General features: G+C 69.1%; 11 protein-coding genes. 3 read left to right on the forward strand and 8 right to left on the reverse strand.

Annotation, left to right across the window (positions count from 1 at the left end):
• Positions 1 to 3 precede the first annotated feature (3 nt).
• The 6 genes from AC2A1N_RS05515 to AC2A1N_RS05540 all read right to left on the reverse strand — a co-directional run bounded on the left by AC2A1N_RS05515 (position 4) and on the right by AC2A1N_RS05540 (position 7,550).
• Complete coding sequence (locus tag AC2A1N_RS05515; RefSeq protein WP_005417757.1) at positions 4 to 966, reverse strand: TraB/GumN family protein; 963 nt, start codon at positions 964 to 966, stop codon at positions 4 to 6.
• 2 nt (positions 967 to 968) lie between these two features.
• Positions 969 to 1,898 carry a DUF1684 domain-containing protein gene (locus AC2A1N_RS05520; RefSeq protein WP_242893304.1) on the reverse strand — a complete coding sequence of 310 codons (930 nt, stop codon included), beginning with the start codon at positions 1,896 to 1,898 and terminating at the stop codon, positions 969 to 971.
• Positions 1,899 to 1,909: 11 nt separating this feature from the next.
• Positions 1,910 to 3,811, reverse strand: coding sequence for a DNA mismatch repair endonuclease MutL (mutL, locus tag AC2A1N_RS05525; protein ID WP_061478061.1), 1,902 nt, complete (start codon positions 3,809 to 3,811; stop codon positions 1,910 to 1,912).
• Between the two features lie 121 nt (positions 3,812 to 3,932).
• Entirely contained in the window at positions 3,933 to 5,504 is a 1,572-nt protein-coding gene (locus tag AC2A1N_RS05530; RefSeq protein WP_061478062.1) for an N-acetylmuramoyl-L-alanine amidase, read from the reverse strand.
• An 82-nt stretch (positions 5,505 to 5,586) separates the two neighbouring features.
• Positions 5,587 to 6,069, reverse strand: coding sequence for a tRNA (adenosine(37)-N6)-threonylcarbamoyltransferase complex ATPase subunit type 1 TsaE (gene tsaE, locus AC2A1N_RS05535; RefSeq protein ID WP_180868293.1), 483 nt, complete (start codon positions 6,067 to 6,069; stop codon positions 5,587 to 5,589).
• Positions 6,066 to 7,550, reverse strand: coding sequence for a bifunctional ADP-dependent NAD(P)H-hydrate dehydratase/NAD(P)H-hydrate epimerase (locus tag AC2A1N_RS05540; protein ID WP_061478064.1), 1,485 nt, complete (start codon positions 7,548 to 7,550; stop codon positions 6,066 to 6,068). The genes tsaE and AC2A1N_RS05540 overlap by 4 nt, the downstream gene beginning before the upstream one ends.
• A gap of 23 nt (positions 7,551 to 7,573) precedes the next feature.
• Between AC2A1N_RS05540 and queG the strand changes: the two genes are divergently transcribed.
• On the forward strand, positions 7,574 to 8,644 hold the full coding sequence (gene queG, locus AC2A1N_RS05545) for a tRNA epoxyqueuosine(34) reductase QueG (protein ID WP_061478065.1): 1,071 nt from the start codon (positions 7,574 to 7,576) through the stop codon (positions 8,642 to 8,644).
• Between the two features lie 44 nt (positions 8,645 to 8,688).
• Complete coding sequence (xseA, locus tag AC2A1N_RS05550) at positions 8,689 to 10,020, forward strand: exodeoxyribonuclease VII large subunit (protein ID WP_061478066.1); 1,332 nt, start codon at positions 8,689 to 8,691, stop codon at positions 10,018 to 10,020.
• 693 nt (positions 10,021 to 10,713) lie between these two features.
• Here xseA and AC2A1N_RS05555 read toward each other — a convergent pair.
• Both AC2A1N_RS05555 and AC2A1N_RS05560 read right to left on the reverse strand, forming a co-directional pair.
• On the reverse strand, positions 10,714 to 11,610 hold the full coding sequence (locus tag AC2A1N_RS05555; protein WP_005417787.1) for a M48 family metallopeptidase: 897 nt from the start codon (positions 11,608 to 11,610) through the stop codon (positions 10,714 to 10,716).
• 88 nt (positions 11,611 to 11,698) lie between these two features.
• The gene (locus AC2A1N_RS05560) at positions 11,699 to 13,591 is read right to left on the reverse strand and encodes a formylglycine-generating enzyme family protein (RefSeq protein WP_061478067.1); all 1,893 of its coding nucleotides are present in this window, start codon (positions 13,589 to 13,591) and stop codon (positions 11,699 to 11,701) included.
• A gap of 84 nt (positions 13,592 to 13,675) precedes the next feature.
• Between AC2A1N_RS05560 and rnd the strand changes: the two genes are divergently transcribed.
• The gene (gene rnd, locus AC2A1N_RS05565) at positions 13,676 to 14,755 is read left to right on the forward strand and encodes a ribonuclease D (RefSeq protein ID WP_061478068.1); all 1,080 of its coding nucleotides are present in this window, start codon (positions 13,676 to 13,678) and stop codon (positions 14,753 to 14,755) included.
• The last annotated feature ends 9 nt before the right edge of the window (positions 14,756 to 14,764 follow it).

The following is a 14,764-nucleotide window of genomic DNA, read 5'->3' on the forward strand; positions in this document are numbered from 1 at the left end:
GCGTCAGCGTTTGGCCTTGCACCCCGTGCACACGCGCTCGACCTTGTAGCCCTTCGCCCTCAGCTTCTCGACCACGCCATCACTGCCCAGCAGGTGCAGCGTGCCGACCACCACCAGCGTACCGCCCTGCCCGGCCTGCAGGTACGGCTGCAGCTTCGGCACCCAGGCATCGTTGCGACCGGTGTTGATGCGCTGGTACAGCTGCGGATACTGCTGGCGCATCTCTGCCGCCATCTTGGTCCACAGCAGGCGCTCGTCGCCGCGACGCCATGCATCATGCAGCAGCCGCGCCTGCTCATCGGCCTTGCCGGCCTGGTCCAGTGCTTCGGCCAGCATCTGCCGCTGTTCCTGCACCGTCATCCCGTCCAGCATGCCGATCTGGGTATCGATATCTTCCAGTCCCGCGGTCTTGCGGCCGGTCTTCTGCGCGCGTTCCATGAAGTGGCGGTCCAGGCCCAGCGCCGGGTCCAGGCCCAGCTTCTGCATCTGCCCGATCGAAATGCTCAGACCGACGAACCAGGGCTTCATGCCCTGCATCTGCGCCAGCGGCAACTGGTTCTGGGCAGCAAAGGCCTGCAGCTTCTGCCAGGTGGCCGCATCCAGATCACGCTTCAGCTCGCTGCCATCGGTGCGGGTCGCAGCCTGCACCATGCGGCTGGCCAGCTGGGGCGATTGCATGTCTTCCGGCGACAGTTCGAACACCACCCGCTGCGAGGCTTCGAACGCCTGCTCGACATCGGGCGACAGCGGGTAGTCCTGCGGCTTCAGCAGATGGAACGATCCCAGCAGGTATACGCGTGCGTCGCCCGGGCCGGTGACTTTCCACAACAGGGGCACCGGCGGCTTGGCCGCCGTTGCGGCCGCGGCCGCGGCAGGGCTGGCCTGGCCATCGCGGGCCGTGGCCAGTGGCGCCACTGCGCAGGCCGCCAGCAGCAGCGCGGTACGGAACAGGTGTTTGATCGGCATGGTCAGCCTTCTCCTTCAGGCAGGTGGTAGGCCTTCTCGCCCGCTTCCACGCGCAGGTCCAACCGGTTTTCCGGCGGCGCCAGCGGGCAGGTCGCGTAGGCGGTGAACGCGCACGGTGGGTTGTAGGCATGGTTGAAATCGATGCGCACCGTGCCGTCTGCAGCGGGGGCCTCGGTATCCAGATAGCGCCCGGCCGGATAGCTGCCGCGGCCGCTGGTGCGGTCGGCGAAGATCAGGAACAGTGGCTGCCCGGGCGCACCGATGGCCTCCAGGCGCCAGCTGCGGCCATCACGTTCGAACTCCACCGCACCGGCATTGGGCATCTCGGTGGTCAGGCCAGTGATGTCGACGATCGGCAAGGTCTTCCCCGGCGGATGCGCGATGAAGCGCGCCTGCACCTGCCAGTCCGCGCCGCCCGGCCAGTACTGCAGGCCGGCGAAATCACGCCGCGCAGGTGCCTCGGCATGCTTGACCCGCAGCGCGTCCCGTGGCCCCCGGCGGATGATGCTGAGCTGGCCCTTGCCGCCATCGAAGGCCAGCAGCGTCGGCTGCGCGTCCTTGTCGGTGTCGACGCGGATGCGGCCACGCACCGGCTGGCCGTCGTGGCTGACATCGACACCGGCTTCAGGCGTGAACCACCACTGCGCCCCGTCGCGACGCAGCAGGCCCAGCCTGTCCGGGCCAACCGTCAGGCGGATGCCGTTGGTGGCGCCGCTGCCAACGAAATGGGATTTGTTCTGCAGCCAGTGCAGGCCGACCAGGGCCGTCCAGCCATCGGGCCGGGTCAGGTCCTGGTAGCGCGCTACACGCCATTGCTGCTGCGCGGCCGCGTAGGCCGGATCTTCAGCGACCGTCGGCGCCGGCGGTGTTGCCGGGCTGCAGGCGGCCAATACCACGGCGGCCAGCAGGCCCGCCACTCCCCGATAACGCATCGATGCTCCCCTCAACGTCCGCGCAGGAACCAGCGGTCGATCTCCGCCAGCGAAAAACGGGCCCAGGTCGGTCGGCCGTGGTTGCACTGGCCGGACCGTTCGGTGATTTCCATGTCGCGCAGCAGCGCGTTCATTTCCGGCACGGTCAGGCGCCGGTTGGCACGCACCGCGCCATGGCAGGCCATGGTCGACAGCAGCTCGTCGCGTGCACTGGCCACGCGGCGGCTCTGGCCATGCTCGCGCAGGTCGGTCAGCACGTCGCGCAGCAGTCCTTCCGGTTCGGCATGCGCCAGCAGTGCCGGAATGCTGCGCACGTGCAGCGACCCGGGGCCGGCCCGGGTCACCTCGAAGCCGAGCGCCGCCAGTGTGTCGGCTTCGCTTTCGGCGGTGTCGGCCTCGCGCTCGCCCACCGCCAGCGTGATCGGCACCAGCAACGGCTGCGACTGCAGGCCGATGCCATCGTGCGCATTCTTCAGGCGCTCGTAGCCGATGCGTTCGTGGGCCGCATGCATGTCGACCACGATCAGGCCTTCAGCGTTCTCGGCCAGGATGTAGATGCCATGCAGCTGCGCGATCGCGTAGCCCAGCGGCGGTACACCCGCGTCGGCACTGGTCACCGGCAACCCGTTCTCGCTCGGCATCGGCGGCAACGCCGCTGCGCGTTCGGCACCGGCCGGCGTGGCATACAGCGCGGCGTAGGCGGCCGGTGCATCGGCCACCTGCAGGCCCAGCGGCTGCTGCGGACGCCAGCCTGAAAATCCGCCACCACCACCTCCCGAGCCGGGCGCAGCCCCACGCACCAGCCCGAACCCCGACGCGCCGGCGCTCGATGCCGTCGGGACGGCGGCGGCGTCCGCCGGATGTGCGGGGCCGGCACCGATCTCCTGCGCCGACATGCCTGCACGGGTATCGGCCAGCGCATCCTTCAACGTGCGATAGACGAAATCGTGGACCAGCCGCGAATCGCGGAAGCGCACCTCGTGCTTGGCCGGATGCACGTTGACGTCGACGCGGGTCGGATCCAGTTCGAGGAACAGCACATAGGCCGGCTGGCGGCCGTGATACAGCACGTCGCCGTAGGCCATCTTCACTGCGTGGGCGACGCTGCGGTCACGCACTGAGCGACCGTTGACGTACAGGTACTGCTGGTCGGCGCTCGCGCGCGAATAATGCGGCTGCGCAATCCAGCCATGCAGGCGCAGGCCGGCGCCGCTGTGGTCCACGCGCACGGCCTGGTTGGCGAAATCCTCGCCCAGCGTTTCGGCAAGGCGTGCATCGGAATACAGATCGCCCGGCTTGTAGCGCCGCGAGGCCTTGCCGTTGTGCGACACGCGCAGCTCGACATCCGGCCGCGCCAGCGCCAGCGAACGCAGCCACTCTTCGATATGGCCCAGTTCGGTACGCTCTGCGCGCAGGAACTTGCGCCGCGCCGGCACGTTGTAGAACAACTCACGCACTTCCACCGTGGTGCCCGGCGCATGCGCGCGCGGGGTCACCTCGCCGATCTTGCCGCCTTCGATCTGCAGTGCCGAACCGTGCTCGTCGTGCGCGCGGCGCGAGCACAGGGTGAAGCGGCTGACCGATGCGATCGACGGCAGCGCTTCTCCCCGGAAACCGAGCGTGGCCACCGATTCGAGATCGTCAAGATCGGCGATCTTGCTGGTGGCATGGCGCGATACCGCCAGCGGCAGCTGTTCCGGTGCGATGCCACTGCCGTTGTCGCGGATGCGGATCAGGCGTACACCGCCCTCTTCAAGATCGATATCAACGCGGCTGGCGCCGGCGTCGATCGCGTTCTCGACCAGCTCCTTGACCACCGACGCGGGTCGTTCGACCACTTCGCCGGCGGCGATCTGGTTGATCAGGATCTCCGGCAACGGCCGGATCGGGCGCGGATGGGTAGCAGACGTCATGCGGGGATGATAACGGAGCGGCCGAGGGTAGAGTCGAGCCATGCTCGACTGACGGGCTACCGGCAAGGCCCAGTCGAGCGCGGCTCGACTCTGCAGAAAGCAGAAACCCGCCTTCGGCGGGTTATTTGCTGCCGCCGGCCATGGTGGCTGCGGCGTCGATCTCGGCCTGCGCGCGGGCAGCATACAACGTGCCCGGCGGCGGTTGGCGGCTGAAGAAGGTGTGCACGCCATCCAGCACAGCGCCAGCGACCTTGCGCTGGTAAGCCGGGTCCGTCAGGCGGCGCTCTTCATCCGGATTGGAGATGAACGCCGTTTCCACCAGCATCGCTGGCATGTCCGACGTGCGCAGCACCGCGAAGTTCGCGCGCTCGATGTTCGGCTTGTGGTTGTTGCCGATCCGCTTCAGGCCGCCCAGCACGTGGCCGGCGGCGTCTTCGGACGCCTTCATGTAGCCGCTCTGCGCCAGGTCCAACAGCACATTGGCAAGCGTGCCCTCGGTCTGCTGCAGGCGAACGCCACCGACCAGATCGGCCGCGTTTTCCTTGTCTGCCAGCCAGCGGGCGCGCTGCGAAGAGGCACCCTTGGTCGACAGCACGTACACCGACGAACCTGTGGCCGAGCGGTTCTCGGCCGCGTCGGCATGGATCGAAATGAAGATGTCCGCCTTGTTCGCACGCGCCTTCTGCGCACGCATCGGCAGCGGGATGAACACGTCGCTGTCGCGCGTCAGGTAGGCCTTCAGGCCCGGCGTGGCGTTGACCTGGCGGGCCAGCTCACGCGCCACGGCCAGGGTGACATCCTTCTCGCGCTTGCCGGTCGGGCCGATCGCACCCGGGTCCTGGCCACCATGACCAGGATCGATCGCCACCACAAGATGGCGCATGCCGGGCTGCATGCGGATGCGCGATGCATCGCTGGGCATGGCCGGACGCGGCGGCTCGGCCGGCGTCGGTGCCGGTGTAGGGGCCGTTGCCGGCGGCGTGGTCACCACCGCAGCAGTGCGCTGGCCGGCGAGGATTGCAGCCGGCGAGGATGAAGGCGTGCTGCTGGCCGCGACACCTGCCGCAGCAACCTGGGCCGGCGCGCTGGTCGGTGCGGGGGTCGGCGTGGCGGGTGCGGCAGCGCTGGCGCTGGCCTGCTGCTGCACCTGTGCGGTCAGCAGGGCGGTGGCCCGCGCAGCATCGGTGCGTGACTGCGCGTTCTCGGCCGGCGTGGGCGCGACTGAGCCCCCCGCAGCGGCCGCCTGCGGCTGCACGGCCGGTGGCGTCGCCGGGCGGCTGGTGGTGGCCACGGCAGGGCCATCACCCGGCCATTCGATCACCAGCTTGGATTCATTGCCCTCGCGCTGCATCTGCGGGCGGAACGGCGCCACCGATTCGGCAAGGTCGAACACGACACGGAAAGTGCCCGGGACCGGCTGTCCGGTACGCACCGCCGTGACCACGCCCTGCGCGGCCGGCATCTTCAGGTTGCGTACGGCGCTGGAGTCGGGGAAATCGACCACCAGGCGGTTCGGGCCGGCCAGCGACAGGGTCTTGTAGCCGCCACTGCCGACCAGTGAGATCTCGGCACGGGTGCCGGTCGCGCCGGTGTTCAGCAGCACCTGGCGGACTTCACCCGCCCACGCACTGACGCTCGCCAGACCCAGTCCGACGGCGGCACAGATGGCGATGAGACGGTTCCCCGGGCGCATGGCTCAGGATTCAATCACCGCGCTGAACGGAATGCAACACCTTTTTCCTTAATAATCCGTAACCTGCCGATCTTTGTTCTCGTCAGCCGACAGAAATGGCCTGCAAGTCGCCCCCTTGGGGCAGCCGTTTCAGCCATTCATGTCCAACGTCGCTGCCCGCGGTGAGACTGGCGCGGCGCCCATGTCCTTCGATCTCCAGTGCCACCACCAGGTCGGTCGGCGGCAGCGCGCCGGCGCCCCGTTCCGGCCATTCGACCAGCCACAGCACCGCGCTGCCTTCGTCCAGGCCGAGGAAATCCAGCTCACCGGCCTGGCCGATGCGGTACAGGTCCAGGTGCCACGCCTCACCGCCACTGGCCAGCGGATAGCGCTCGACCAGGGTGTAGGTGGGGCTGCGGATCGCGCCCTGCACGCCCAGCGCCCGCAGCAGCGCGCGGGCCGTGGTCGACTTGCCGGCGCCCAGGTCGCCGCGCAGTTCGATCAGCGCCTGCGGGGGCCGGGTGGCCGCCAGCCACTGCCCGAGCAGTTCGGTGGCGTCGCTGTCGGCAAGGAAGAAATCGGTCATGGGAAGCGTTCCGGGTTGGCCAGTCGCCGCAGCGGCGCCAGCAGATCAGTAGGAAGCAGGCCGCGTGCGCCGTCAGCGGCAGCCGCGTCGCCGGCCAGCGCATGCAGCAACGCGCCCGCCGCGGCGGCATCGAAGGCGGCCAGGCCCTGCGCACGCAGGCCGGCGATGATGCCGGTGAGCAGGTCGCCCATGCCCCCCACGGCCATGCCGGGATTGCCGGCGGCGATCAACCGGGGCGTTTGCCCGGGCGCCGCCACGATGCTGCCGGCGCCCTTCAACACCACCACCGCATGGAAACGCTCGGCGAGCGTCTGCGCACAGGCGTAGCGATCGGCCTGGATGTCGCTGGTGCTGCAGCCGAGCAGGCGTGCGGCCTCGCCCGGGTGCGGTGTGAGGACGGCGCCGGGCAAGGCACGCGGATCCTGCGTCAGCAGGTTCAGCGCGTCGGCATCGACCACCAGTGGTCTGGCGCTGGCCAGCACCCGCGCAAACAGTGCGCGTGCCCATTCGTCCTGGCCCAGACCGGGCCCGATCGCCACCACCTTGGCCCTGTCAAGCAAGGCCGGCAGCGCTTCGCCGTCTTCCAACGCGTGGGTCATCGCCTCGGGCAGCCGAGCCAGCAGTGGACCGACGTGGTCGCGGCGGGTGCCCAGGCTCAACAGCCCCGCCCCTGCGCGCAAGGCGGCCTCGGCTGCCATGGCGATGGCACCGCCGCTGCCGTGGTTGCCGCCGACGCACAGCACGTGGCCGGATTCACCCTTGTGGGTATTGGCGCGGCGCGGCGGCAACAGGGCCGGCAACCGTGCCTGCGTCCAGTACTCCACGGCAGGCGACACGCTTTGCCATGCGGCCGCGGGCAACTGCAGGGGTGCCAGGGCCTTGTGCCCGCAATGATCCAGCGCGTCGCCGGTGTACAGCCCGCGATGGGCCACGATGAACTGCAGGGTCCGCGCAGCGCGTACTGCCGCGCCGGGTACCGCACCGCGGTCGGCATCGACGCCACTGGGCACATCCAGGGCCAGCACAGGTGCCGCCTGCGCATTGATCGCAACGATCAGCGCCTGCGCCGCGCCCTCCGGCGCGCGATCGAAACCCAGCCCGAACAGGGCATCGACCCAGAGGTCGGCCTCGGGCAGCGCGCCGTCGAACTCGGTGATGGCGCCGCCGTCGGACCTGAATTCCGATGTTGCACGCTGCGCCAGCGCCGTCGATGGCGCCCGGCCCGGCAGGACGATCACCCTCACCTCGCGCCCGGCCTGCAACGCGTGGCGAGCCAGCACGAGGCCGTCGCCGCCATTGTTGCCCGCACCGACCACCACGCCGATGCGCTGCGCCTGCGGCCAATGCTGCAGCAGGCACTGCCAGGCGGCCTGGCCGGCCTGCGCCATCAGTCCCCAGCCAGCATCCCCCGCCAGGGTGGACGCCTGGGCATCCAGCGCACGCGCGGCAGCGGAATCGAACAGATCGGCGAGGTTGGCCATGCAGGGATTTTATACTGGTGCGCATGTCCCTCGCCCCCTCCCCCGTCGATCCAGCCCAGGCCGTGCAGCGCATCCGCGAACTGGCCCGCGCGCATGGCTTCCAGCGCTGCGGCATCGCCGGTATCGAGCTCGGCGAGGACGAGGCGCACCTGGCCGACTGGCTGGGCCAGGGCCTGTACGGCACGATGGACTGGATGGCGCGCCACGGCACCCTGCGCGCACGACCGGCCGAGCTGTTGCCCGGCACTGTGCGCGTGATCTCGGTGGGCATGGACTACAGCCACAAGGATGACACCGAAGCGTGGGCGACGCTGGCCGACCCGGGCCGCGCCTACGTGGCGCGCTATGCGCTGGGCCGCGACTACCACAAGCTGATGCGCAACCGCCTGCAGAAGCTGGCCACGCAGATCAACGACGAAGTCGCGCCACTGGGCTACCGCGTGTTCGTCGATTCCGCCCCCGTCCTGGAGCGCGCACTGGCCCGCAACGCCGGGCTCGGCTGGATCGGCAAACACACCTGCCTGATCGACCGCCATGGCGGTTCCTGGTTCTTCATCGGCGAGATCTACATCGACATCCCGCTGCCGATCGATACGCCGGCCACGGCGCACTGCGGCACCTGCACGCGCTGCATCGATGTCTGCCCGACCCAGGCCATCACCGGCCCGCAGCGGCTGGACGCGCGGCGCTGCATTTCCTACCTGACCATCGAACACGACGGCGCCATTCCCGAACAGATGCGCCCGCTGATCGGCAACCGCATCTATGGCTGCGACGACTGCCAGCTGGTCTGCCCCTGGAACAAGTTCGCCAAGCGCACCGACGAAGCCGATTTCCGTGCGCGCAACAACCTCGATACCGCGCGCCTGGACCAGCTGTTCGCCTGGGACGAAGCCGAGTTCCTGCGCCGCACTGAAGGCAGCCCGATCAGGCGCAGCGGCCATGAGCGCTGGCTACGCAACATCGCCGTGGCGCTGGGCAATGCGCCGTCCTCGGCCGAAGCGCTGGCTGCGCTGCAGACCCGCATCGACGATCCCTCGCCGCTGGTGCGTGAACACGTGCAGTGGGCACTGGGCCAGCACACAGCGCGCTGACGTGCGATCCTGAGCCCCCGTTCCGCCCGCAGCACGCCGTTTCCATGCAGCCACGCAACAACGACATCCTCACCCCCAGCCAGCTCAACACCCTGGCCCGCGACCTGCTGGAAGGCAGCTTCCCGGCGATCTGGGTCGAGGCCGAACTGGGCAGCGTGGCGCGTCCTGCCTCCGGACACCTCTACTTCACCCTGAAGGACGCGCGCGCGCAGCTGCGTGCGGCGATGTTCCGGATGAAGGCGCAGTACCTGAAGTTCGTGCCGCGCGAAGGCATGCGCGTGCTGGTGCGCGGCAAGGTGACCCTGTACGACGCCCGTGGCGAGTACCAGATGGTGCTGGACCACATGGAGGAAGCCGGCGAAGGCGCGCTGCGCCGCGCCTTCGAGGAGCTGAAGGCACGGCTGGAGGCCGAGGGCCTGTTCGACCCGGCACGCAAGCGGCCGCTGCCGGCGCACGTGCAGCGCCTGGCCGTGATCACCTCGCCCACCGGCGCCGCCGTGCGCGACGTGCTGAGCGTGCTCGGCCGGCGCTTCCCGCTGCTGGAAGTGGACCTGCTGCCAACCCTGGTACAGGGCAGCAGTGCCGCCGCGCAGATCACCCGGCTGCTGCAGGCCGCCGATGCCAGTGGCCGCTACGACGTGATCCTGCTGACCCGCGGTGGTGGTTCGCTGGAAGACCTGTGGGCCTTCAACGATGAAACACTGGCCCGTGCGATCGCCGCCAGCCGCACGCCGGTGGTCTCGGCGGTGGGCCACGAAACCGACTTCAGCCTGAGCGACTTCGCCGCCGACCTGCGTGCACCAACGCCCTCGGTGGCGGCCGAGCTGCTGGTACCCGACCAGCGCGAACTGGCCCTGCGCCTGCGCCGCACGGCCGCCCGCATGGTGCAGCTGCAACGGCATGCGATGCAGCAGGCGATGCAGCGCGCCGACCGCGCCCTGTTGCGCCTGAACGCCCAGAGCCCGCAGGCACGACTGGACCTGCTGCGTCGACGCCAGCTCGATCTGGGCCGGCGCCTGCATGCCGCGTTCAACCAGCAGCAGGAGCGCCGTGCCGCGCGGCTTCGCCATGCAGCGGCGGTCCTGCGCGGGCACCATCCACAGCGCCAGCTCGACACGATGCAACGCCGCCTGGCCACCCTGCGCGGACGACCGCAGGCAGCGATGCAGCGTCTGCTGGAGCGCGATGCACTGCGACTGCGCGGGCTGGCACGTTCACTTGAAGCAGTCAGCCCGCTGGCGACCGTGGCGCGTGGCTACAGCATCCTGACCCGCAGCGATGATGGCACCCTGGTGCGGAAGGTTGATCAGGTACAGCCCGGTGACGCCCTGCGGGCCCGCGTCGGCGACGGCGTGATCGACGTGCAGGTCAAGTAAAGGGGTTCGGCAGGGCTGCGCCCTGCACCTGCCGGAGCTTCAATCAAAGGTCGAAGCAACAGCAAAAGCCGGCTATCCGTGGATGGCGGGGCGATGTCGGAGTGCGGGGACGCCGCAAGTACATCCCTGTAGGCTTGGCAGCCGCTTGCTAGTGTGCGCTTTCCTGCGCACACGGCAAGACCAGGGTTGGGCGTCCTGCCCAACCCGCCCGAGGCATGCCTCGGGCCCATGCGGCTGACACCCCGCACTCCGACACCGCCCCACCTCTGACAGTTTTCCGCGATCGTGTAGATCCACGCCATGCTGGATGACTCTCCATCGGAATCGAATATTTCGAATCGAGATCGAAAAGCATCCACGCATCGCATGGATCTACCGTGTCGACCAAGGTCGACACCTACCAACAGCAGCAGAAATCTGTCGAAGGCGGGGTGGGTCCGGTTGCGGGGGCGTGAGCCGCATGGATGCGGCGACCGAGCTTACATGGGTGAGGGCGCTTTGCTTGCGAAGCACTGCTTCGCAAGCGCCCGAACGCACAGCCGCCCGCGGCTGGGCCGGGCCCCGGAGGGGGACTTGCAGCGGCCCCCGCAACCGGACCCACCCCGCCACCCCACGGAATGCACGCTGTTGCTGTTGCTGTTGCTGTTGCTCTGGCTTCGGCAGGTGCAGGGCGCAGCCCTGACGAACACCCCCCTACTTTGCCTGCTCGCAGAACTTCTGCCGGTACTCGAGCGCCTTCGGCATCAGTGCCTGCAGGTTCTGGATGCGGGTGCCCGGATTCGGGTGGGTGGAGGCGAACTCCGGCGGCGCCTGGCCGCCACTGGCCTGGCCCATGCGCTGCCACAATGGCACTGCCTCGCGGGGATCGAAGCACGCCGCTGCGGCCAGCATCAGCCCCACTTCGTCGGCCTGCGTCTCGTGGCTGCGCGCATAGGGCAGCAGATAGCCGTAGCCCATCGCCGACATCATCATCTGTTGCTGCTGCGCATCCATGCCGCTGGCGGCACCGGCCATCTGCCCGATCTGGGTCAGCTTCTGCTGCGCCATCCGCTGCGCACCATGGCGCAGCAGCGCGTGGGCGATCTCATGGCCCATCACCACCGCCATCGCATCACGCGTACGCGCCACCGGCACCAGGCCGGTGTAGACCGCCATCTTGCCGCCCGGCAGGCAGAACGCATTGGCCTGCTCGGACGGGATCACATTCACTTCCCACTGGAAATCCCGCGCGAAATGCGCCGGCTGCACGCCGTGCTCCTGTGCCAGCGCGGTCTCCACCACATCCACCTTGGCGATCAGGCGCTGCGCGATGTCGCGCACATCGCGCGCGATCGGCGCATTCGGATCCATCGGCCGTTCCTGTGAGAGGATCTGCTGGTAGGCCTGCAGACCGAGCGCGGTCTCCTGGCGCGCATCCAGGCTGCTGTCGATCATCACCTTCTCGCCGGTGTAGGGATCGACGGTGCGATTGGAGAACCAGTAGAACACCGCATAGCCCGCCGCCAGCAGCAGCACCCACCAGCGGATGTTGCCGAACAGGCCGCGTCGCTGCGGGCCTTGGGGCGAGCGGGAAAAGGGATCGTTGCGCATCGGTGGTCTTCCAGCAGACCCCGCCGGCTGGCGGGCACGGCGCAATCTTAGTGCGCGGACGCCAGCAGCGGGTGAAGCCCGATGCCGCTCAGATGCCGCGCACCAGACGGAAGCCGATGCGCGCATTGGTGGTGTCCGAATCCTGCGATTGCCGCCAGGCCGCACGGGTCTGCTCGGGCGCATTGGCCCAATTGCCGCCCCGGATCACCCGTGACCGGCAGCCCGGGTTGAACCAGGCGACACCGTCGGACGGCGCACGCCGGTAGCTGGCGTGCCAGCAGTCGGCCACCCATTCGCTCAGATTCCCGGCCATGTCGTGCAGGCCGAAAGCATTGGCCTGGAAACTGGCCACCGGCGCCGGTCCCCACCAGCCATCGCCATAGCCGATGAAAGCGTTGTGCCAGTGCCGACCCGAAGGCGAGACGTCCTTGCTGCCGGTGAAATTGCCGCTGCCCGGCGGCGGCGTACCCGCGTCTCCCCAGGGGTAGCGGCCACTGCTCCCGGCGCGCAGCGCATATTCGAATTCGGCCTCGCTCGGCAGCCGGTAGCTGCGTCCGGTCTGCTCGGACAGCCATGCCGCGTAGTTCTCGGCATCCCGCACGCTGACATGCATCACCGGCGAGTTGCCCAGTGCGCGCGCGCCATCGTAATCCGAACGCCAGTCGACGCCGCTGCGGCGGATGAAATTGCCGCTGCGCTCGTCATAGACCACCGAGTGGCCGCGCCGGGTCGCACGTGGTCGTGCATTGGTCGACTTCACATAGCGCTCGAAATCGCCGACGGTAACCTCGGTGATCGCCATCGCGAAGCCGCGGTCAAAGCGAACGTAATGGGAGGGGCGCTCGGCGTCGGTGGAGCCGGGCTCGGCATCACCCGCGCCCATCTGGAAGCCGCCATGCGGCACAACCACCATCTGCGGACCGCGCCCACCATCACGCATCGCGTCGCTGAACACCTGACCCGGGCGGAAGCTGCCGTAATGGGTGGCCAGATCGATGCGTTCGCGCAGCTGGGCCACCACCGCATCCCCCGGCAAGGCGATGCGCAGGGCCTCGGCCAGCTTTTCGCGCGCCGGCTTCAGCCCCTGCGGCGTCGCCAGCTCGCGCAGGCCCTCATCACGCAGCTGCAGCAGCGCGGCGGCGCGGATCTGCTCGATGCGCTCGAAGGCATCGGCAATGGTCGGTGACGAGTCACGGACCTTGCTGGCTTCGGCCAGCCAGGTGCCCGCACTGGCAAAGTCGCGCACGCGCGCGGCGTCCTCGGCCCGGCGGATCAGGCCACTTTCGGCCGCCGCCAGGCCCTGCCGCGCCCGGCTGTTGTGTTCGTCCAGAGCCAGCGCTTCACGGAAGTTGCCGATCGCACCGTCGCCGTCCTCACCGATCCGCCCCGACCGCAGGTCTTCCTCGCCAGCACGGTTATAGGCCACCACGCGCTGGGCGAGCTCTACCCGGCCCTGCAGCGCGCGCACCTTCTCATCCTTCGGCGCCAGGGTCAGCAGCACCAGCGCCTGGCGACTCGCCTCGGCCAGCGCCTCGCGCTGCCGCAGTGGCCGAACCAGCAGGGCATCGGCCTGCTGCTGCAGGCGCTGGCGAGCACGCTGCAGGCCGCTGCGGGCGAGGCGGTCATCCGGGTCTTCCTCCTGCACCGCCAGCCACAGCGGAACCGCCGCGTCGGCGTCCTCGTACAGGTGCCCTTCGCTGAACGCCTTTTCGGCTGCGCGGCGCAGCTGGGCGACGCTGCGGCCCTGCCGGTCGACCCGCGGCGGTGTCCACCGCTGCACGTCCTCGGTGGCATCCTCACCGGCAATGGTGACGCTGCCCTGCCCGGTCCCCGGTGTCGGCTCCGCCAGTGAGCCTTCCTGCGGCCGCGCGTCTTCGCCAGCAGCCGGCCCCGGCTCCGGTGTCGCCGAGGGCGACGGTGTGCAACCGGCCAGGGCCACGGCCAGAGCGGTGCACAGCACGGACGACAGCGGAAAACGCAAGCAGGATCTCCTTCGGCACGGACGCGGACCGACGTTAGGCTATTCTCCCCTGCCTGAGCAAACCCGAGTAGTAGGCCCTGACCCGTGGCAACCTGGATCACCACCCCCGCCGAGCTGGATGCGTACTTCCAGCAGCGTCCGGCCCGCATCGGCCTGGACACCGAATTCATCCGTGAACGCACGTTCTGGCCGCAGTTGGCTCTGGTGCAGATGGCGGTCGGGCAGGACATCCTGCTGATCGATCCGCTGATTCCCGGTATGGCCGAGGCACTGGCGCCGTGGCTGGCCGATGAGTCGATCACCAAGGTGATGCACAGCGCCAGCGAAGACCTGGTTGCCTTCAAGTGGACCTGCGGCGTGTTGCCGCGACCGCTGTTCGACACACAGATCGGCGCCTCGCTGGCCGGCATTGGTGGCGGCATGGGCTACCAGAAGCTGGTCGCGGAAATCACCGGCGTGGCGCTGGCCAAGGGTGAAACGCGCTCGGACTGGATGCGCCGTCCGCTCTCGGAGTCGCAACTGCAGTACGCCGCCGACGACGTCGAGCATCTGTTCGCGCTGCATGACGCCATTGATGCCAAGTTGCAGGCGCTGGGCCGCCAGCAGTGGCTGCACGACGACGGCGAGCGCCTGCTGGCCAGCGTCGCCAATGACGAGGACCGCTGGCCGCATCTGGCGATGCGCTCAGCGCAGTTTCTCGATGCTCCCGCGCAGCGCCGCCTGCTGCGCCTGCTGCGCTGGCGTGATGTGCAGGCACGCAGCAGCGACCGCCCGCGCAGCTGGATCCTGGACAACGAACTGGCCGCCACGCTGGCACGCACGCCACCGGCCGATGCCGCCGCGCTGGCCACGCTGTTTGAACAGTTCCCGAAGGCACCGCGCAAACTCGCTGGCGCCGTGTGGCAGGCGCTGGACACACCGCTGGCCGATGAGGCCGAGGCACCGCTGGCGCTGCCGGCCAACGACAGCAACAAGCAGGCACTGAAGAAGCTGCAGGACGCGGTCGCCGAGCGCAGCCGCGAACTGGGCCTGCCGGATGGCGTGCTGGCCTCGCGCAAGCACCTGGAAAGCTATCTGGAACGTCGCCAGTGGCCGGCCGCACTGGCGGGCTGGCGCCAGCAGGAGCTGGAGTCGCGGCTGCAGGCGCTGCTGCCGGCACGTTGAAGCGCCGAG

The organism is Stenotrophomonas maltophilia group sp. SKK55 (assembly GCF_057179845.1).